Source organism: Rhodanobacter sp. C03, assembly GCF_002001175.1.
Taxonomy (GTDB): Bacteria; Pseudomonadota; Gammaproteobacteria; order Xanthomonadales; family Rhodanobacteraceae; genus Rhodanobacter.
In genome coordinates, this window is sequence record NZ_MUNT01000001.1 from 436,550 (window position 1) to 455,435 (window position 18,886).

Sequence of the window (18,886 nt, forward strand, 5' to 3'; positions counted from 1 at the left end):
TTCCTTCGGTCGTAGGAGCGGCTTCAGCCGCGATGCTCTTGTTCGAATCGAAACGCCAAAGGCATCGCGGCTGAAGCCGCTCCTACAGTTCGATGGTATTTCCGTGAGGCTTCGGTTGATGAAACGTCATGCATTGGTCTGGCTGTGCCTGTTCGGGCTGAGCGCCTGCCACGCAGCAACGGTGCCGGACGTGCTCGATCTTGCCGACCCTGCTGCCGCGACCCATCTCGCCCTCGATCATGTGCAACGAGTCGGCACGGTCGAGCACGCCAGCGACGGTGTGGCGCAACAACGTTATGCGTTCCAGCCCGCGGCGCATCCGCAAATCGTGCTGACCGCTGCCCATGGCGCGTGGGACTGGTCGAAGCAGGGCGAACTGCATCTGCGCATGCAGAACGCGATGGCATGGGCGGTGACGTTGACGGTCGATATCGAGGATGCCACCGGCCAACATCTGCAGGCGACCGTGGGTGTGCCGGCCGGGCCAGCGCAGACGCTGGTGATGCCACTTCGCGCCGAGTCGCCGCGCGGCGAGGGCATGCAGGTGGGGCCGCCGATGCCGTTCGACGATCACGGTCAGCCGACCCTGCTGGCAACCTCGGTGCAGGGCGCGCTGGATCTGCACAAGGTCAGTGCCATCCGCCTCGGCGTGCCCGCGCCGCAGGCCACGCAGACGCTGTTGTTCGGTCGTGTCGATACCGCGTCAGCTGAGGCCACGCTGCACGATGCATATGCCGGCATCGTCGACCGCTACGGACAATTCACGCGTGGCCAATGGCCGGAGAAAATCGATTCCGATGCCGCGTTACGCGCGGCCGGGAAGGCGGCCATGACCAGAACTCCGGCCAGCGAGCTCGATGCCTACGGTGGACGTCTGGATGTCCATGGCTTGAACAAGACCGGCTGGTTCCACACGCAGAAAGCCGCTGGTCGCTGGCAACTGGTGACACCAGACGGTCATGCGTTCTTCTCGCTCGGCGTCAACGCGGTGATTGCCGACGGTGGCCGCAGCTATATCGAGGGCCGCGAGTTCATGTTCAAGGATCTACCGCCGGCGAGTGGTGGGTGGGCGGCGTTCTACGGCAGCGGCGACAACCGCAACAAGGATCAGGGCGCCAGCGCGGGCATTGGCTACGACCACGGCCGCTGGTTCGATTTCTACGCGGCGAACCTGTATCGCGTCGACGGCAGGAACTGGCTGGACGCATGGCGCACGCGTACGCTGGATCGCCTGCAGGCGTGGGGCTTCAACACCATCGGCAACTGGAGCGACGACGCGCTGGGTCACGCGCATCGGCTGCCGTATACCCGCTCGATCAATATCGACGGCGACTACGCGAATGTCTCCAGTGGCTACGACTACTGGGGCCGCATGCCCGACCCGTTCGATCCGCGCTTCGTGCGGGCGACCGAAGCGGCGGTGACAACGGCGAGCGCCGACGTGAGCGACGATCCGTACCTGCTCGGCTATTTCGCCGACAACGAACTGGCCTGGGCCGGCAGCGGCCCGCAAGGCCGCTGGGGTCTGGCTCTCGGCACGCTGGCTGGCGACGCGAAGAGTCCGGCCAAGCAGGCGTTCATCGCGATACTGCGCAAGAAATACGTGGCGCCGGAAACGCTGTCCGCCGCGTGGGGCATTGCACTGGGCTCATGGGATGCAATGAACGTCACCGGCTTCGCCGCGCCCACGCCGAACGAAGCGCATCCGGCGATCACCGCCGATTACAGCACGTGGCTGCGACGCTATGCCGACACCTATTTCCGCACCGTCGCCGAAGCCATCCGCCGACATGATCCGCATCATCTGTTCCTAGGCGGCCGCTTCGCGGTGAACACGCCCGAAGCCGTCGCCGCCTGCGCGCAGTACTGCGACGCGGTCAGTTTCAACGTCTACGCCGACCTGCCGCAACATGGCTTCGATGCGGTAGCGATGAAGAAGCTCGACAAGCCGGTGCTTATCGGCGAATTCCACTTCGGCTCGGATGACCGCGGCCCGTTCGGCAAGGGCGTGGTATCGGTGTGGAACGAGCAGCAGCGTGGCGAGGCGTATGCGAAGTTCATCGCTGCCGCCGCGGCTGATCCGGATATCGTCGGCGCGCACTGGTTCGAGTACGCCGACCAGCCAGTGACTGGTCGACTGCTTGATGGCGAGAATAGCCATATCGGGCTGGTGGGGATTACGGATATTCCGTTTGGTGGTTTTGTCGAGGCCGTTCATGCGGCGAATCTGGGTGTCACTCGCCCACATGATTGAAGGTACAACGCTTCGTAGGGCGGGCACTGCCCGCCGCTCTTGCGGAAACTCGCAGTAGGTCAAAAAGTCGGCGAACAGTGCCCGCCCTACGAAGTCAGAGATGTGGCGTGTATCAGTTGCCCTTGCCACCACGCTCCCGTCGCCGATGCTCGCCTTCAGCGAGCACCTTGAACCGATTCAGCGACTGCAGCCAAAGCGCGTCATGGCTGGCATCGCTTTCATGCGTGGCCTCGTTCTCGCTCTTTGTATCGGGGACGCGATTGAACGGAATGCGCATCGGCGCGGCGTCGTGTTCCAGTGCCAGTTGCATGCTGCCGAAGTAGAGCTTGTTGTAGCCGAACTTTGCGTTGATGCGGTCGACCAGTGCGTCGACGCGGCCGGTGTCCTGTGTCGGGGCGAACAGCGAGCCGCTGCTCTGCGTACGTGGTACCAGTCGCATCAGGGTCACGCTGACTGAAAGCGGCGTGGCGTTTGTCGGCCCCGGCAACAAGCGACGGCGGTTGCCGCTATCCAGCATGCCGTTCAACAGGCGCAGCAGTTCGCGGCTGTCGTCGGTGGGGTCGAAGGCGAGATCGCGTTCCCAGCGCTGGTCGTGGCCGATGAAGCGGATGCGCACGGCCATGGCGCCGCTTAGCATCTCTTCGCGGCGCATGCGCATGGCCGCCTTCACCAGCAGTTTCTTCAGTACCGCGCGGGCGCCGATGGCGCTGCGCAGTTCCGGGCCCAGTACGTGCGAGTGGCCGATCGAGCCGCGTTCGGTGGGTGCGGTGGGCAGCCACGCGCCGCGCAGCACGCCCCACATGCGCTCGCCCTCGATGCCGCCCCAGGCGTGTCGCAGCCGGTGCTTGTCGGCGGCAGTGAGCTGCGCCACGGTGGTGATGCCGGCTTCGTGCAGGCGCGCTTCCATCGACTGGCCGATGCCGCACAAGTCGCGCAATGCCAGCCCATGCAGGGCCTGCGGCAGATCGGCCTGCTCGATCACGGTGAGGCCGTCGGGCTTGCGCATGTCCGAGGCGGTCTTGGCGAGGAAGTCATTCGGCGCGATGCCGATCGAGCAGCGGATCGCGCCGCCGGGAGCAGCCAGCGCCACTTCGTCTTTCACCTGCTGCGCGATGGCTTCGGCGATGTCACGCTGGCGCTGACGGCCGACCAGTTCGCAGGCGACTTCGTCGATCGAGCCGACACGGGCAATCGGAATCGCGTGGTCGATCGCCTCGATCAGGCGATGATGCCAGTACACATAACGTTCCGGTCGCGCCACGCGGATCTCGATGCCGGGACACAGCCGTCGCGCCTCGCGCACCATTGTGCCGGTGCTGACACCGAACGCCTTCGCCTCGTAACTGGCGGCGATCAGGCTGGTGGTTTCGGCGGCCACCGGCGCCACGCCGACCGGCCGCCCGCGCAGGGTCGGGTCCTCGTGCTGTTCGACCGAGGCAAAGTAACTGTTGAAGTCGACGAACAGGCTGCGCAGGCTCATGGAACACTCTAAATAAGCGAGCGGGTGGTATAGCTTGCCCCCGTCTCGCGGCGGGAGACAGTGCCGTCAGCCACGTGGCGATGGAATCGGCTAGGCTGGCACCACCGTCGGGCATGGGGAGTGCCACGCGACGGCTTTCTTCCACTTCAAGGGGGCTTTATGGGTACTTCTTCGTTTGCTGCGCTGGCTGGCATGGGCATGCTGGGCCTGCTGGTCATGGTTGTCGGCGGCATCCTGCTCGGCGCGCTGGTGCTGTGCCTGGCATTCCGGATCGTGGTCGGTTACATGCCGTCTTACCTGCGCTCGATTGGCGTGGTTCTGCTGACCTTTGTTGCCGTGGTGGTGGCATCGGTGGTGCTGGGCATGGTGTTGCACGGCGGTGCGGGTGGCCTGCTGTCGGTGGTCGTGAATTTTCTGGTGGGCGCCGCGGTGATCAACTACCTGCTGCTGGCACAGGACGGTAACCAGATCGGCTACGGCAAGGCTTGTCTGGTGCAGCTGGTCTATATGGTGATTGGCTTTGTATGTGCCCTGGTCATCGGCTTGATCATGGCGATGGTGTTCGGTGCCGCGATATTCGGGATGCACTGAATACGGCAACGCGTTTTCAATGATTCAAATGCAGAGAGGGCGGATGAACTCCGCCCTCTCGGTATGCAGCAGCGGCAGGATCACGCCAGGCTGGTGGCAATCCCGAAACTGATCGCCATGATCGCGGCCACCGCCATGCAGGCGCTGCCGAGGCGGATGCGGTGCGCGTCGATGCGCGGGGTCAGCCGCCACAGCAGGAACGTGCCGATCAGCATGTCCAGCACCAGGGCGCAGCGCAGCAGGCCGGAGTTGAGCAACGCTGCATACGGCGGATGCAGGTGACCCTCGTACGCGGCCACACCGGTGATCAGCAGCAGGCCGATCATCGTCCACAGCAGACAGGCGAGATAGATGCGGTTGAACACCACCGCACAGCGTTCGGTCCAGCGCAGCACCGACCAGCCGATCAGGGCGAAGAACAGTGCGCCGATGCTGCTGTAGAGCACCCACCAGAGCAGGCTGCTGACCAGGGTAAGCAGGGTCGTCATGTGGTTTGCTTGAATCCCAGTTTGTGCAGCAGCTTGGCCATCAGCCACGCGGGGCCGATCAGCAGGTATGACAGATCGGTGAGGAAACTGGGGCGGCGCCCCTCGAACTGGTGGCCGATGAACTGGCCGACCCAGGCGACCACGAACACGCCGATCGCCAGATAGCACAGCGACGCGCCGCCGAGCTGGTAGTACAGGAAGTTGGTGAGCAGGCCCAGCACGGCAAACGCGAGCAGCAGCGCCAGGGCCAGCCGGTGCGAGCGCCGCCAGTACCAGTAGAACGCCAGCACCATTACCAGCACCGACCATGAGCCGGGACGCAAGAGCGAGGCCGGTACCGGGATCGTCCACAGCAGCGCGATCACCGACCACACGATCGGCGGCACGCACAACCAGTGGAACAGCTGGTTGGTCGGGTTCTGATGATCGCCGCTGTAACTGTCGAGCCAGTCCTGCATGGTGCGCATGGCACTCCCCCGTCGAATTCAGCTGAGTCGGATGCCAGCCAGCCGCTGCAACGCCTCGGCATACTTGGCGGCGGTTCGCGCGATCACCTCGTCCGGAATCACCGGGCCGGGCGCGGTCTTGTTCCAGTCCTGCGTCTCCAGCCAGTCGCGCACGAACTGCTTGTCGTAGCTGGGCGGGCTGATGCCGACGCGGTATTCGTCAGCGGGCCAGAAGCGCGAGGAGTCCGGCGTCAGCATCTCGTCCATCACATACAGCTTGCCGTCCGCGTCGGTGCCGAACTCGAACTTGGTGTCGGCGATGATGATGCCGCGTTCGGCCGCATAGGCGGCGGCCCACTGGTAGATCGCCAGCGTGGCGTCACGCACCTTGCCGGCCAGTTCGGTGCCGACCGCATCAACCACCACGTCGTAGCTGACGTTCTCGTCGTGGTCGCCCGCGGCGGCCTTGGTCGACGGGGTGAAGATCGGCGCGGGCAGTTGTTGCGCCTGCTGCAGGCCGGCGGGCAACTGGATGCCGCATAGCGAGCCGCTCACCTGGTAATCCTTCCAGCCCGAACCGATCAGATAGCCGCGGGCGATCGCCTCCACCGGCACCGGCTTCAGCCGCCGCGTCACCACCGCGCGTTTCTCGTACAGCGCCAGGTCGGTGCCCGGCGGCAGTACCTCGGCCAGCGGCACGTCGAGCAGATGGTTCGGCACTAGGTGCGCGGTCTTGCCGAACCAGAAATTGGAGATCTGCGTGAGCATCTCGCCCTTGCCCGGAATCGGGTTGGGCAGCACCACGTCGAACGCCGACAGCCGGTCGGTGGCGACCATCAGCAGTCGATCGTCGGACAACGCGTAGACATCGCGCACCTTGCCGCGATGGATCAGTTCCAGGCCGGGCAGGTTCGATTGCGACAGGGTGGTGGGCACGGCGAAGGGTTCCGCAGGCGGGGGAGCTGTCTATTCTAGCCGCTGTGGCCGGAATGCCGGAAAGTCGCACCTGGCAGGTCGCGTTGCCGGGCACTGCTAGAATTGTCCGCCTTCATCCCCATGTGTTGCCGATGCGAACCTTACTGATCGCGGCGCTGTGCCTGGTCGCCGCCCTCCCCATCTGCGCACAGACCCCGGCGCAGCCGACCCGGCTGGGCCTGTGCGCGGCCTGCCACGGCGAGACCGGTCACGCCAGCATGCCCGGTGTGCCGAACCTGGCCGGCCAGCAGCTGGACTATCTACGCAGCGCACTCAAGCAGTATCGCGACGGCCGCCGCGACGTGCCGCTGATGCGCGCGGCGATCGGCCCGGTCAGCGACGTCGATCTCGACGCACTGGCGCGCTGGTACAACGCGCAGTCACCGCAGGCGCATCCATGAGTTTTTCCTACACGCTGTGGTTCGCATTCTTCGGCCTGATTCTCGGCCACCTGCCCGGTGCGGTCACCGGCGCGGTGGTCGGCTTCATCTTCGACAACCTGCGGCATAGCCAGCGCAAGAACGCCACGCCGGAAGCCGGCGGCTTTGTCGGTCCATTGTTCACCCTGCTCGGCGCGGTGGCGAAATCCGACGGCCGCGTGTCGGAGCAGGAGATCGCGATTGCCGAACGCATGATGACCCGGATGAATCTGGACACCGAGCTGCGCAAGCAGGCTGTGGTCAGCTTCAATGTCGGCAAGCAGCCGGAATTCGACGTCACCCAGACCATCACGGCGTTGCGCAACTGGGTCGGCATGCGCCGCGATCATGCATTCCCGGTGCTCGACGTGGTGATCGATACCGTGCTGGCCGAGGGCAACCCGGGGCCGGAGAAGATGGGAATCCTGCGTCAGCTCGCGTTCGCGCTGCGGATCAGCGAGATGGAGCTGATGGCGTTGATGGCAATGAAGGGCTACGCGTGGAACGGTGGCGGTCAGCGCGGTTATGGTTATGGGCAGCAAGGTCAGGGTTCGAGCGGAGGTGGTTACGTACCGCCACAGCGCGCCACGCAGGGACCGGATCCATACGCGGTACTCGGCATCGAGCGCAGCGCCGACGATCGTGCGGTGAAGCGTGCCTACCGCAAGCTGATTTCCGAACATCACCCCGACCGCCTCGGCGACCTGCCCGAAGACATGCGCAAGCGCGCCGAGTCGCGTGCCAGCGAGATCAACGCCGCCTACGACCGCATCAAGGAACAGCGCGGCTTCAAATAGCCATAGACTTGTAGGAGCGGCTTCAGCCGCGATGCTTTCGCTGTTTGCACAAGAGCATCGCGGCTGAAGCCGCTCCTACAGACACGACAACCTCTGCTGGTAGCTGCCATGAGCAAACAATCCCCGATCATCGCCCCCTCCATCCTCGCCGCCGATTTCGCGCGACTGGGCGAAGACACCGCTGCGGCATTGGCCGCCGGTGCCGACTGGGTGCATTTCGACGTGATGGACAACCATTACGTGCCGAACCTCACGATCGGCCCGATGGTGCTGCAGTCGCTGCGTGGCTACGGCATCACGGCGCCGATCGACGTGCACCTGATGGTCAAGCCGGTCGACCGCATCGTGCCGGACTTCGCCAAGGCGGGCGCCAGCCTGATCAGTTTTCACCCAGAAGCGAGCGAGCATATCGACCGCACGCTTGGCCTGATCAAGGAATCGGGCTGCCAGGCCGGGCTGGTGTTCAATCCGGCCACGCCGCTGGATTACCTCGACTATGTGATGGACAAGCTCGACTTGATCCTGATCATGTCGGTCAACCCGGGTTTCGGCGGCCAGAAGTTCATTCCCGGCACGCTGGAGAAACTGCGCCAGGCACGCCAGCGCATCGAAGCCAGCGGCCGCGCGATCCGGCTGGAAGTGGACGGTGGCGTCACCGCCGACAATGTCGGAGCGATTGCCGCTGCCGGCGCCGACACCTTCGTCGCCGGTTCGGCGATCTTCCATGCCAAGGATTACCGTGCCGAGATTGACGCCATGCGCAAGGCGATCGGCTGAGCATCACCCATAAAAATCCCGGCGCGGAGAACAGCTGCACCGGGATAAACGTCGTCGGATGACGTGAGAGGAAACACCATGGATTGGTGTGTGCCGATACGACCGCATCGGAGGGAGGGGCACGGCCGCATCGGCACATTCCACGGCAATGGAACTGGCACCAATCGCAAGTATTGACCGGGTCGATCCGGTTTGGTTCCGGACAAAGCCTGAACACGCTGAATCGACGGCTCGATCCGGTTCAGGTTCAAAAAAATCCCCTCGCAAGGAGGGGAAAGTAACCACCATGTCGAACGGAATACAGGTGCGCTAGATGGGCTGCCAATCGGGATCGGGCTCTTCGTGCCCCGCGTCCGGCGCGATTTCCTTCGCACCGGACGCACCCATGCCTTCCACGGCTGAAAGTTTGAAGATGTTTATGCGCATGGCGTCGACTCCGACTTAATGCATGCCGAGGATCAGGCCGAGCAGCAGGGCGCCCAGCGCCAGCGTCACCCGCAGCGGTTCGAAGTCGCGCAGCTCGGCATTCGGGTCACGTTCGGTGGGTTCGATCTTTGACATCAGTCGGCTCCATGCGTGGTGCATGGTTCACATCAAACATCCGGCCGCGGCGTCAGCGCAGGCGCAATCGGGCCGGCTTGCCGCTGGCTTGTGGCAAAACACGGGCACTGATGCCGCATGGCTTGCGCGGTGGCGCTGCGCATAGCACGCTGCGCGCATTACACAGGGAGCGCGCCATGGGCCGCAGCATTGCCATTGTCGAAGACGAACCGCTGATCCGAGCCAACTACGTCGAGGCGTTGAACCGTTTCGGCTACGACGCGCGCGGTTACGGTTCGCGCCAGGAAGCGTCCAGTGCGTTCGCGATGCGGTTGCCGGAGCTGGTGATCATCGACATCGGTCTCGGTGACGAACCGGAGGGTGGCTTCGACCTGTGCCGTGAACTACGCGCGAAGTCATCCACGCTGCCGTTGATCTTCCTCACCGCGCGCGATTCGGATTTCGACGTGATCTCCGGGCTGCGCCTGGGCGCCGACGACTACCTCAGCAAGGACACCAGCCTGCACCAGCTGGCTGCGCGCATCGCCGCGCTGTTCCGTCGGATCGAATCGCTCAAGGCGCCGGCGTCCAGCGAAACGGTGATCGAGCACGGCGCGTTGAAAATGGAATCCGAGCGCATGCGGATCAGCTGGAACGGCGAGGAAGTGCCACTCACCGTCACCGAGTTCTGGATGGTGCACACGCTGATCCGCTTCCCCGGCCACGTGAAGAACCGCGACCAGCTGATGCGCGAGGCGGAACTCGTCGTCGACGACGCCACCATCACCTCGCACATCAAGCGCATCCGCAAGAAGTTCGTCGCGGTGGCGCCGGAGTTCGACGCGATCGAAACCGTGCATGGCGTGGGTTATCGGTGGAAGCCGTGATGCGGCGAGTGGCATTCATGCTGTCGTTGTTCGCGTTTGTCGGACTTGCCCAGGCGGCCAAGCCGGCCGACAACGCGCTGGCGCAAGGTGCACGTGACGGCAATGCGCCAGCGTGGGCGATCGCCGTGGTATCGCCGACCGGCTGGACGCGCGACTGCTGCACGTATGCCAAGGCCATCGGTGTCGACGCCGTGCTCTATCAGGGCGAGTGGACCGGCAAGCCGCAGCGGGTGATGGTGCTCAATGTGACGCCACGCAGACTGTCCACGCTGGGGATGGAAGTGCAGGCCGACCGCAAGCATTTCCTTCAGGCCGATCCGGCCGCGAAGGTCACAGGCTTGACCGTGAAGCATCCGGTCATGCCGTGCGAGGCGACGGTTTATCAGGGCAGCGATCACGTCGACGATGTAGTGGTGTTCTGCGACCCCGGCAAGGACAGCGGCATCCGTCTCAGCTGGTCGATGACTTTCGACGATGCGGATCCGCTACGACGCGTATTGCTTGATGACTTCATGCAGGTGGTGATGGCCTCGCGTTATCAGCGCGACGTGGCTGCGGCCGCGCCAGCGCATGGCGGCTGACTACGCGCCGCGATGATTCCGATGGCCACACGATGACCCTGCGCCGCAAACTGCTGCTGGTAGCGCTGTGCACGCTCGCGTTGCCGGTCGCGGGCTGGCTGTATGTGCAGCAGATGGAGAAATTGTTGCGCGAGGGTCAGGCGCAGGCGCTGCTGGCGTCCGCGCGCGCGGTGGCACGCAGTCTGGTGGTGACCGGTGCGGTGCAGCCGGAACTGGCCAAAGGCTGGTACGTGCAGCAGACGTCGAGTCCGATCACCGTGGATGGTTACGGCGACGACTGGGCACCGCTGACACCATGGAGCCAGCCATTGATGCAGTCCGGGCACCCGCGTGGCCAGCTGCTGCTGGCCGAGGACGACGACGGGCTCTACCTGTATGCAGACGTGCCGGAGACCCAACGCACCCGCGCCGATGCCGATGACACGAATGCGCTGGCGGCCGATCACCTGGTCCTGACCCTCGGCAACGCTGCCGGGCAGCGCCGCTATCTGCTGGCCAGTGCAGCACCTGGGCTGCTCACGGCACGGCCGCTCGACCCGATTGTCGATGGCCTGCCCGAGCTGATCACCGCGCAATGGCAGGAGGACGGCAGCGGTTACCGGGTGGAACTGCGCCTGCCGCGCAACCTGCCGTTGCGCGTGCTCGGTGTCGGCGTATACGACGCCCGTGTTGGCGGCGATCCGATGGCGTCCGATACGCGTCCGCTGCTGCGTTACTCGAACGCGCTTTCCAGCGAGCTGGCCCAGCTGGCGCCCGACCAGGTACAGGCGCGGGTATTGTCGCCGCAGGGTTGGCTGCTGGCGCGCAGCGGACGCCTGAATACCACGCCCGGCACCGATGGCCAGCCGGGCTGGTTCGCCTCGTTGATCTATCGCTCGCTGCTGGCGACCCGGCTGGAAGATGCCAGTCTGTGGTCGCAGGATGTGCCGCGGCTGGACACTCGCGAAGTCAGCGCGGCGCGTGCCGGCAAGCCGGTCAGCGTCTGGCGCAGCGGCGAGGAGCGCGGCAGTGTGGTGCTGAGCGCGGCCGTGCCGATCGAGCGGGCGGGCCAGATCGACGGTGTACTGCTGCTGGAGCAGGCGAGCCGCGCCGTGCCGTTGCTGGCCAATCGCGCGTTGCTTGGCCTGCTGCTGACCAGCTTCGGTGTGCTGTTGATCGCCGGTGGCATCCTGCTGGCGTTTGCCACCCGGCTCAGTCTGCGGCTGGGGCGACTGCGCAACGCGGCTGAGCGCGCGCAGCTCAACGATGGACGTCTGGACGGCCTGTTCGAACAGGGTCGTTTCCCGATGACCGATGCCCCGGACGAGATCGGTGATCTGGCACGCAGCTTCGAGCGACTGTTCGAGGTAGTCGGCGGCTATACCGATTACCTGCGCACGCTGGCCTCGAAACTCTCGCACGAACTCAACACGCCGCTGGCGATTGTGAAGTCCTCGCTCGACAACCTCGAGCACGCAGCGCTCCCGGCCGAAGCGCAGCCGTATCTGGCGCGCGCCCGCGACGGGGTGGCGCGACTCGGTGCGCTGGTGCGTGCCATGAGCGAGTCGAGCCGGATGGAACGCTCGATCACGGCGGCGGAACCCGAGGACGTCGACTTGCGCGACGTGGTGCGCGGCTGCGCCGATGCCTATCGTCCGCTGATCGATCCGCGCCGGCTCGACTGCGTGTTGCCCGAAGCGCCGTTGCATCTGCACTGCGCGCCCGAGCTGATCGCGCAGGCGCTGGACAAACTGCTCGACAACGCGCTGTCGTTCACACCGGAGCATGGCTGGTTGCGGCTGAGCCTGCGGGTGGTCGACGCCGGTGCCGAGATCGAGCTGGCCAATCAGGGACCGCTGTTGCCCGAAACGATGCAGGGCCGGCTGTTCGACTCGCTGGTCAGCCTGCGCGACAAGGCCACGCCCGGCGAAGCGCCGCATCTGGGCCTGGGCCTGTACGTGGTGCGGCTGGTGGCCGAGCGCCACGGTGGTGTGGCCTCGGCCCGCAATCTCGACGACGGCAGCGGCGTGGCCTTCAGTCTGCAGTTGCATGGAATGCCACGCCAGCGCTTGAGTGGCTGAGCGGAGAGGTGGCTGGGTCCGCGCTTCGCCTACAATGGCCGCTTCCTCAGTCTGGCCATGCGGATTGCCCACGTGATCTCCCGAGACGAATTTGACGCGCTGGTTGCCCAGGGACATACGCGCATCCCGCTGGTGCGCGAGGTGTTTTCCGACCTCGACACGCCGCTGTCGGTGTACCTGAAACTGGCCGACGGCCCGTACACCTTCCTGTTCGAATCGGTCGAGGGCGGCGCCACCTGGGGACGTTATTCGATCATCGGTTTGCCGGCGAAGCGGGTGTATCGCCTGCGCGGCCATGAGCTGGAAGTGGAAGACTCCGGCGAGATCACCGAGCGCCGCCACCTCGACGACCCGCTGGGCGAGATCGAGAAGCTGCGCCAGCAGTACGACGTGCCGCGCCTGCCGCAATTGCCGGCATTCAGCGGTGGTCTGGTCGGTTACTTTGGCTTCGAGACGATCGGCTACATCGAGCCGCGGCTTGCGCAGTGGGATCGTGCCGATGAACTCGGCACGCCCGATGTGCTGCTGATGCTGGCCGAGGAAGTCGCGGTATTCGACAACCTCAAGGGCCGCTTGTACCTGATCGTGCATGCCGACCCGTCGCAGCCACAGGCGTACGCCGAGGCACAACGCCGGCTCGATGCGCTGGTCTATCGGTTGCGTCAGGGTGGTGCCTCTTATCCGCAGCTCACCCAGTCGATCGCGCTGGACGAGGGCGATTTCAAATCCTCGTTCACCAAGCCAGAGTTTGAGGCGATGGTCGAACGTGCGAAGGAATACATTCGCGCTGGTGACATTTTCCAGGTGGTGCCGTCGCAACGCCTCAGCGTTGGTTTCAATGCGCGGCCTGTCGATGTGTACCGCGCACTGCGCGCCATGAATCCGTCCCCGTACATGTACTTCGTCGATCTGGGCGATACGCAGATTGTCGGTTCTTCACCGGAGACACTCGCGCGCCTCCGTGACGGCAAGGTGGTGGTGCGCCCGCTCGCCGGCACGCGCAAGCGCGGTGCGACGGAAGCCGAGGACCAGGCACTGGAAGCCGAGCTGCTGGCCGATCCGAAGGAACGCGCCGAGCACGTGATGCTGATCGACCTCGGCCGCAACGATGTCGGTCGGATCAGCGAGGTCGGTAGCGTCGAGGTGAGCGAGTCGTTCGCGATCGAGCGCTACTCGCACGTGATGCACATCGTCTCGCAGGTACAGGGAACCGCACTCCCGAACCTCAGCTACATGGATGTGCTCAAGGCCACGTTCCCCGCCGGCACGCTCAGCGGCGCGCCGAAGATCCGCGCACTGGAAATCATCCAGGAGCTGGAGCCGTACAAGCGCAACATCTACGCCGGCGCAATCGGCTGGATCGGCTGGTGGGGCGATGCCGACACTGCCATCGCGATCCGCACCGCCGTCATCCAGGGCGGTCGCCTGCACGTGCAGGCAGGCGCCGGCATCGTCTACGACTCCGATCCCGCGGCCGAGTGGGAGGAGACGATGAACAAGGGACGGGCATTGTTCCGTGCGGTGGCGCAGGCGGCGAAGGGGTTGTGAGTTCTGCTGCCGACAAGCGGCAGTTTGAACGGGATGTCTTTGATATGTTTGTTCAGGCTGCTGGCTTGAAAGTGGAGTCTGATTCAATACGCCAGCTCGATCCGCCGAGTCCAGACCTGACATGCATCATCGAAGACAATGAGCGTGGTTTTGAGCTGACGTTGCTGACCGATGAGACAATTGAGAGGAAAGTTCGCCTCGGGCGATCCGGTTACTCAAATTTCCGTATTGACGTGGAAGGTGTTGTCAATGCGATCAGAAGCAAGAATGCAAAGAATTATCTTGGAGGCTGCATTGATCTGGTGATTCACGAAGGAGCGACGCCGATTGACGGTCTTTGGGTCGGTGCTCAATCGGAAGCGTTTCGTATGATCCAGGCCGAGACAGATAGTTCTAAGTTTGCGAGAGTCTGGTTGCTGGACATGACAAATATGCGCGCACTTACTTTTCTGAAAGCTTGAGACTTTCCCATGCTGCTGATGATCGACAACTACGACAGCTTCACCTTCAACCTCGTGCAGTACCTGGGTGAACTGGGACAGCAGGTGAAGGTGGTGCGCAACGATGCGCTGGACGTGGCCGGCATTCGCGCGTTGAAGCCCTCGCACATCATGATCTCGCCCGGGCCGGGTACGCCGGATGATTCGGGGGTGTCGCTGGACGTGCTGCGTGAACTGTCCGGCGAAATTCCGGTGTTCGGTGTGTGCCTGGGCCATCAGGCGATCGGCCAGGTATTCGGCGGCAAGGTGATCCGCGCCAAGCAGATCATGCATGGCAAGACCTCGCCGGTGCGCCATCGCGGCCAGGGTGTGTTTGCCGGCCTGCCGGATCCGTTCGAGGCGACGCGCTACCACTCGCTGGTGGTGGAGCAGTCGTCGCTGCCGGATTGCCTGGAAGTCACCGCGTGGACGGAAAATCCGGACGGCTCGATCGACGAGATCATGGGCCTGCGCCACAAGACGCTGCCGGTGGAAGGCGTGCAGTTCCATCCGGAGTCGATCCTGACCCAGCATGGCCATGATCTGCTGCGCAATTTCCTTGGCCTGCCGCTGAAGCTGGCCGCATGAACGCGGACGTGATCAGCAAAGCCAGTCGGGATATCACGATCACGCCGCAGGAGGCGTTGCAGCGCACGATCGAGCACCGCGAGATCTTCCATGACGAGATGATCGCGCTGATGCGCCAGATCATGCGCGGCGAAGTGAGCCCGCTGATGACGGCGGCGATCATCACCGGTCTGCGCGTAAAGAAGGAGACCGTGGGCGAGATCACCGGCGCGGCTCGCGTGATGCGCGAGCTGTCGGCGAACGTGCCAGTCACCGGCGATACCGAGCATCTGCTGGACATCGTCGGCACCGGCGGTGACGGTGCTTCCAGTTTCAACATCTCCACCGCGTCGATGTTCGTGGCCGCCGCCGCCGGCGCGCGCATCGCCAAGCATGGCGGGCGCAGCGTGTCGTCGAAGTCGGGCAGCGCGGATGTGCTGGAGGCGCTCGGTGCCTCGATCGACCTGCAGCCGGCGCAGGTGGCCGAATGCCTGGCCGAGACCGGCATCGGCTTCATGTTCGCGCCGAACCACCATCCGGCGATGAAGGTGGTGGCGCCGGTGCGCAAGGAGATGGGCGTGCGCACGCTGTTCAACATCCTCGGTCCGCTGACCAACCCGGCCGGCGCGCCGAACATCCTGATGGGCGTGTTCCACCCCGATCTTGTCGGCATCCAGGTGCGTGTGCTGCAGCAGCTCGGCGCACAGCACGCGATGGTGGTGTGGGGGCGCGACGGCATGGACGAGATCTCGCTGGGCGCGGCCACACTGGTCGGCGAGCTCCACCATGGCGTGGTGCGCGAGTACGAGATCGAGCCCGAGGATTTCGGCCTTGCGATGGCTTCCAGCCGCAACTTGCGGGTGGGCAACGTGGATGAGTCGAAGGCGATGCTGCTGGAAGCGCTGGAAGGTCGCCGCGGCATCCCGCACGACATCGTCTGCCTGAATGCCGGCGCCGCCCTGTACGCGGCCAATGTGGTCGAGTCCATCGACGACGGCATCGAACTTGCCCGCGCCACGATTGCCAGCGGTGCGGCGCATGCGAAAATGCAGGCCTTCGTGGCAGCTACGCGGCGGTTTGCCGGTACGATGTAACTGCACGTTCATCGCGTTGACGCCACGACATCGCCATCGCGCATAGGATGCGCTCCTACAGCAACGAGCGAGATGCCATGACCGACATCCTCAACCGCATTCTCGCCCGCAAGGCGGAAGAGATTGCCGAACGCCAGGTGAAGCTGCCGCTCGCCGAGCTGATGACGCGCATTGCGGAGCAGCCGGATACCCGCGGGTTCGCCGCCGCGATCGAGGCGAAGATCGCCGCCGGCCTGCCGGCGGTGATCGCCGAGGTGAAGAAGGCCAGCCCGAGCAAGGGCGTGATCCGCGCGAACTTCGACCCCGCAGCGATCGCGAAGAGCTACGAGCAGGCGGGTGCCGCCTGCCTGTCCGTGCTGACCGATAGCGACTTCTTCCAGGGTAGTGAGGCGTTCCTGCAGCAGGCGCGTGCGGCCTGTTCACTGCCGCTGTTGCGCAAGGATTTCATCATCGATCCGTACCAGGTGTACGAGGCGCGTGCGATCGGTGCCGACTGCATTCTGCTGATCGTCGCCGCACTCGACGACGACGTGTTGCTGCAGCTGTCCCTGCTCGCCGCCGAGCTCGATCTGGACGTGTTGTGCGAGGTGCACAACGAGGAAGAGATGGAGCGCGCGCTGGCGTTGCCGGTGCCGCTGATCGGTGTCAACAACCGCAACCTGCGCAATTTCGAGACTTCGCTGGAAACCTCGCTGACGCTGCAGGCCATGATCGAATACGACCGCGTGCTGGTGGCCGAGTCGGGTATCCATACGCCGGAAGATGTGGCGCGTCTGCGCGAGGGTGGCATCCAGGCCTTTCTGATCGGCGAGGCGTTCATGCGCGCCGAGGATCCGGGCAGCGAATTGCGACGGTTGTTCGCCACGCCGTGACCATCATGCCAAAGGGGGAGATGGACGCGGTGTCGGCTGGAATGGTGGGGCAGCGGGTGGTGTTGTTCGATTTCGACGGCGTGCTGATTCACGGCACCGCATTTTACCTGTTCATCCGCGAGCGTTACCGCCGTTCGCTATGGCGAGGGTTGCTGGCGGTGCTGTGCTTGCCGCTGTTGCTGGTACAGCGATTGTTCTCGCGTCGGCTGCCGATACGTACACTGGTGCGCATCGCCTTGTTCGGCCTGGGTGACCAGCGCTACCAGGCTGCGGCGAACGCGTTCGCCGCCAGCCTGGTGCAGCAGTCACGACTGTTCTGCCGCGACGGTCTGCAGGCGTTGCGCCGGCATCAGGCGGCGGGTGATCGGGTGATCGTGGTGACCGGCTGCGAGCACACCCTGGTGAGCGGGATCCTGCAACAGCTGGGCCTGATCAATCTGGAGGTACTTGCCTCGCAACTGCGCCGCGGCTGGTTTGGCATGCGGCCGCAGTGGCACAACGTGGGTCGGCGCAAGGTCGAGAAGTTGGCGCAACACGGGCTCACCGCGTGGCAGGTAGCCTACGGCGACTCGCTGTACGATGCGCCGATGTTGAAGCTGGCCACCGAGGCGGTGCTGGTCAACGGCACGCCCGCGCTGTGCAAAAAGGTCGAGAAGGCGCTGGGCCGGACGATCACCCGCGTCGAGTGGTTCTGACTATATTTGCCGCGGCACCCACGGATTCTGGCCACGCACATCATGTCGATACAGCCGCAGGTCGAGATCGTGCCGTTCGAGCCAAGTCTGCGCGAGCACTTCTACACGCTCAATGCGGCATGGCTGCAGAAGCACTTCGTGATCGAGCCGATCGACGAACAGGTCCTGCGTGATCCCGAACATGCGGTGCTGGCACCGGGTGGCGCGATCTTCTTCGCGCGGCTGGGCGATGTGGTGATCGGCACCTGTGCGTTGCTGCATGAGGCGCCTGGCGTCTACGAGCTTTCCAAGATGGGCGTGGACGAAGCGTTCCGCGGGCTGGGCGCGGGGCGCCTGCTGCTGGAGGCGGCGATCGCCGAATTTCACCACCGTCGCGGCCACACCCTGTTCCTGGAATCCAACAGCAGCTTGCAGCCGGCGCTACGCATGTACGAGCAGGCAGGCTTCGTGCTGCAGCCGACGATCCGCGCCGGCTCGCACTATGCGCGTGCGGACGTCTACATGATCTACGCGCCGAAGTAAGGCGCCGACGCCAGCCCTAGCGGGCGCCGCGCACCACGATGGTCTTGCCGGAGACGTCGATCATCCGCTGCTCTTCCAGCTGCTTGAGCACGCGACCGACCATCTCGCGCGAGCAACCGACGATGCGGCTCACTTCCTGGCGCGAGATGCGGATCTGGGTGCCATCCGGGTGGGTCATCGAATCCGGTTCCTGGCACAGGTCGAGCAGGGTGCGCGAGATGCGGTTGGTGACGTCCATGAAGGCCATCCGGCTGACTTGGCGCGAGGTGCGCAACAGACGATTGGTGAGTTGGGCGCCGATCGCGAACAGGATCTTCGGGCATTCCTCGCGCAGCGGACCTTCCATCAGCTGGAACAGCCGCTCGTAGCTGATCTCGGCCATCTCGCACGGCGTGCGCGTGCGCACCATCGACTCGCGCTGCGCCTGCTCCACGAACAGGCCCATCTCACCGATGAACTGGCCGCGGCTGATGTAGGCGAGGATCAGTTCGCGCCCTTGTTCGTCCTCGGTGCATACCGCCAGTGAACCCTCGATCACATAGTGCAGCGTGTTGGCTGGATCGCCGGGGCGGATGATTGCGGTCTTGCCGGGATAACGGCGGCGGTGACACAGCCCGAGGAAACGCTCCATCGCGGCAGGGTCGGGGGCAAAGCCGGCTGGAGCCTGGGATCGCTCGAAAGCCTGTTGGAGCTGGTATTTGAGTTGCGCCACAATTATCCCCGAACTGGTTGTTTGCCCGCAGCGAGCACTATCGCCGCGGCGTGCGTGCCTGCGATTCCCCCACAAGCCAAGCATTATGGCAAACCTGGGCGG

Annotated in this window: 20 protein-coding genes; 15 read left to right on the forward strand and 5 right to left on the reverse strand. The window is 64.6% G+C overall.

Going from position 1 to position 18,886, the window contains the following annotated elements; all coding sequences use genetic code 11:
- Positions 1-118: 118 nt before the first annotated feature.
- Entirely contained in the window at positions 119-2,254 is a 2,136-nt protein-coding gene (locus tag B0E48_RS01765; protein WP_077515717.1) for a beta-agarase, read from the forward strand.
- Positions 2,255-2,366: 112 nt separating this feature from the next.
- On the opposite strand, the gene B0E48_RS01770 is transcribed toward B0E48_RS01765, so the two are convergent.
- On the reverse strand, positions 2,367-3,734 hold the full coding sequence (locus tag B0E48_RS01770) for a hypothetical protein (protein WP_077515718.1): 1,368 nt from the start codon (positions 3,732-3,734) through the stop codon (positions 2,367-2,369).
- 159 nt (positions 3,735-3,893) lie between these two features.
- On the opposite strand from B0E48_RS01770, the gene B0E48_RS01775 reads away from it, so the two are divergent.
- Entirely contained in the window at positions 3,894-4,325 is a 432-nt protein-coding gene (locus B0E48_RS01775; RefSeq protein ID WP_077515719.1) for a hypothetical protein, read from the forward strand.
- Positions 4,326-4,405: 80 nt separating this feature from the next.
- Here the strand turns inward: B0E48_RS01775 and B0E48_RS01780 are convergent, their stop codons facing one another.
- From B0E48_RS01780 to B0E48_RS01790, 3 genes are read right to left on the reverse strand one after another with little or no spacing between them, the layout of a single operon-like run.
- Positions 4,406-4,813 carry a hypothetical protein gene (locus tag B0E48_RS01780; RefSeq protein WP_077515720.1) on the reverse strand — a complete coding sequence of 136 codons (408 nt, stop codon included), beginning with the start codon at positions 4,811-4,813 and terminating at the stop codon, positions 4,406-4,408.
- Positions 4,810-5,280: an Mpo1-like protein gene (locus B0E48_RS01785; RefSeq protein WP_077515721.1), complete on the reverse strand. Its 471-nt coding sequence runs from the start codon at positions 5,278-5,280 to the stop codon at positions 4,810-4,812. The genes B0E48_RS01780 and B0E48_RS01785 overlap by 4 nt, the downstream gene beginning before the upstream one ends.
- Before the next feature lie 18 nt (positions 5,281-5,298).
- Positions 5,299-6,195 carry a phosphoribosylaminoimidazolesuccinocarboxamide synthase gene (locus B0E48_RS01790; protein WP_077515722.1) on the reverse strand — a complete coding sequence of 299 codons (897 nt, stop codon included), beginning with the start codon at positions 6,193-6,195 and terminating at the stop codon, positions 5,299-5,301.
- 131 nt (positions 6,196-6,326) lie between these two features.
- Between B0E48_RS01790 and B0E48_RS01795 the strand changes: the two genes are divergently transcribed.
- From B0E48_RS01795 to B0E48_RS01855, 13 genes are all read left to right on the forward strand, one after another.
- Positions 6,327-6,635: a c-type cytochrome gene (locus B0E48_RS01795; RefSeq protein ID WP_077515723.1), complete on the forward strand. Its 309-nt coding sequence runs from the start codon at positions 6,327-6,329 to the stop codon at positions 6,633-6,635.
- Positions 6,632-7,450: a co-chaperone DjlA gene (gene djlA, locus B0E48_RS01800; protein ID WP_077515724.1), complete on the forward strand. Its 819-nt coding sequence runs from the start codon at positions 6,632-6,634 to the stop codon at positions 7,448-7,450. The genes B0E48_RS01795 and djlA overlap by 4 nt, the downstream gene beginning before the upstream one ends.
- 108 nt (positions 7,451-7,558) lie before the next feature.
- Positions 7,559-8,227 carry a ribulose-phosphate 3-epimerase gene (gene rpe, locus B0E48_RS01805; RefSeq protein ID WP_077515725.1) on the forward strand — a complete coding sequence of 223 codons (669 nt, stop codon included), beginning with the start codon at positions 7,559-7,561 and terminating at the stop codon, positions 8,225-8,227.
- A 737-nt stretch (positions 8,228-8,964) separates the two neighbouring features.
- Positions 8,965-9,654, forward strand: coding sequence for a proteobacterial dedicated sortase system response regulator (gene pdsR, locus B0E48_RS01810; RefSeq protein ID WP_077515726.1), 690 nt, complete (start codon positions 8,965-8,967; stop codon positions 9,652-9,654).
- Entirely contained in the window at positions 9,654-10,235 is a 582-nt protein-coding gene (locus B0E48_RS01815; RefSeq protein ID WP_254423816.1) for a hypothetical protein, read from the forward strand. Before pdsR ends, B0E48_RS01815 begins: the two co-directional genes overlap by 1 nt.
- 32 nt (positions 10,236-10,267) lie before the next feature.
- Complete coding sequence (locus tag B0E48_RS01820) at positions 10,268-12,295, forward strand: ATP-binding protein (protein ID WP_077515727.1); 2,028 nt, start codon at positions 10,268-10,270, stop codon at positions 12,293-12,295.
- Between the two features lie 72 nt (positions 12,296-12,367).
- Positions 12,368-13,843, forward strand: coding sequence for an anthranilate synthase component I (trpE, locus tag B0E48_RS01825; RefSeq protein WP_077516870.1), 1,476 nt, complete (start codon positions 12,368-12,370; stop codon positions 13,841-13,843).
- Entirely contained in the window at positions 13,840-14,304 is a 465-nt protein-coding gene (locus B0E48_RS01830) for a hypothetical protein (RefSeq protein ID WP_077515728.1), read from the forward strand. Before trpE ends, B0E48_RS01830 begins: the two co-directional genes overlap by 4 nt.
- A 9-nt stretch (positions 14,305-14,313) precedes the next feature.
- Complete coding sequence (locus B0E48_RS01835) at positions 14,314-14,910, forward strand: aminodeoxychorismate/anthranilate synthase component II (protein WP_077515729.1); 597 nt, start codon at positions 14,314-14,316, stop codon at positions 14,908-14,910.
- On the forward strand, positions 14,907-15,983 hold the full coding sequence (trpD, locus tag B0E48_RS01840) for an anthranilate phosphoribosyltransferase (protein ID WP_077515730.1): 1,077 nt from the start codon (positions 14,907-14,909) through the stop codon (positions 15,981-15,983). Before B0E48_RS01835 ends, trpD begins: the two co-directional genes overlap by 4 nt.
- A 77-nt stretch (positions 15,984-16,060) precedes the next feature.
- Complete coding sequence (trpC, locus tag B0E48_RS01845; protein WP_077516872.1) at positions 16,061-16,855, forward strand: indole-3-glycerol phosphate synthase TrpC; 795 nt, start codon at positions 16,061-16,063, stop codon at positions 16,853-16,855.
- Between the two features lie 5 nt (positions 16,856-16,860).
- A complete protein-coding gene (locus tag B0E48_RS01850) occupies positions 16,861-17,550 on the forward strand; it encodes an HAD family hydrolase (protein WP_077516874.1) in 690 nt (229 codons plus the stop codon).
- A gap of 42 nt (positions 17,551-17,592) precedes the next feature.
- Positions 17,593-18,072, forward strand: coding sequence for a GNAT family N-acetyltransferase (locus tag B0E48_RS01855; protein ID WP_077516875.1), 480 nt, complete (start codon positions 17,593-17,595; stop codon positions 18,070-18,072).
- A gap of 16 nt (positions 18,073-18,088) precedes the next feature.
- Here the strand turns inward: B0E48_RS01855 and crp are convergent, their stop codons facing one another.
- Positions 18,089-18,790, reverse strand: a complete 702-nt coding sequence (crp, locus tag B0E48_RS01860; protein ID WP_174566712.1) for a cAMP-activated global transcriptional regulator CRP — start codon at positions 18,788-18,790, stop codon at positions 18,089-18,091.
- Positions 18,791-18,886: the final 96 nt, after the last annotated feature.

Coding starts and splice junctions, on each gene's coding strand:
- B0E48_RS01775 (WP_077515719.1), top strand. CDS start 3,894: ATGGGTACTTCTTCGTTTGCTGCGCTGGCTGGCATGGGCATGCTGGGC.
- djlA (WP_077515724.1), top strand. CDS start 6,632: ATGAGTTTTTCCTACACGCTGTGGTTCGCATTCTTCGGCCTGATTCTC.
- trpC (WP_077516872.1), top strand. CDS start 16,061: ATGACCGACATCCTCAACCGCATTCTCGCCCGCAAGGCGGAAGAGATT.
- B0E48_RS01785 (WP_077515721.1), bottom strand. CDS start 5,280: ATGCGCACCATGCAGGACTGGCTCGACAGTTACAGCGGCGATCATCAG.
- trpD (WP_077515730.1), top strand. CDS start 14,907: ATGAACGCGGACGTGATCAGCAAAGCCAGTCGGGATATCACGATCACG.
- B0E48_RS01820 (WP_077515727.1), top strand. CDS start 10,268: ATGACCCTGCGCCGCAAACTGCTGCTGGTAGCGCTGTGCACGCTCGCG.
- B0E48_RS01795 (WP_077515723.1), top strand. CDS start 6,327: ATGCGAACCTTACTGATCGCGGCGCTGTGCCTGGTCGCCGCCCTCCCC.
- B0E48_RS01765 (WP_077515717.1), top strand. CDS start 119: ATGAAACGTCATGCATTGGTCTGGCTGTGCCTGTTCGGGCTGAGCGCC.
- B0E48_RS01850 (WP_077516874.1), top strand. CDS start 16,861: ATGCCAAAGGGGGAGATGGACGCGGTGTCGGCTGGAATGGTGGGGCAG.
- B0E48_RS01780 (WP_077515720.1), bottom strand. CDS start 4,813: ATGACGACCCTGCTTACCCTGGTCAGCAGCCTGCTCTGGTGGGTGCTC.
- pdsR (WP_077515726.1), top strand. CDS start 8,965: ATGGGCCGCAGCATTGCCATTGTCGAAGACGAACCGCTGATCCGAGCC.
- B0E48_RS01770 (WP_077515718.1), bottom strand. CDS start 3,734: ATGAGCCTGCGCAGCCTGTTCGTCGACTTCAACAGTTACTTTGCCTCG.
- B0E48_RS01835 (WP_077515729.1), top strand. CDS start 14,314: ATGCTGCTGATGATCGACAACTACGACAGCTTCACCTTCAACCTCGTG.
- B0E48_RS01815 (WP_254423816.1), top strand. CDS start 9,654: ATGCGGCGAGTGGCATTCATGCTGTCGTTGTTCGCGTTTGTCGGACTT.
- B0E48_RS01855 (WP_077516875.1), top strand. CDS start 17,593: ATGTCGATACAGCCGCAGGTCGAGATCGTGCCGTTCGAGCCAAGTCTG.
- rpe (WP_077515725.1), top strand. CDS start 7,559: ATGAGCAAACAATCCCCGATCATCGCCCCCTCCATCCTCGCCGCCGAT.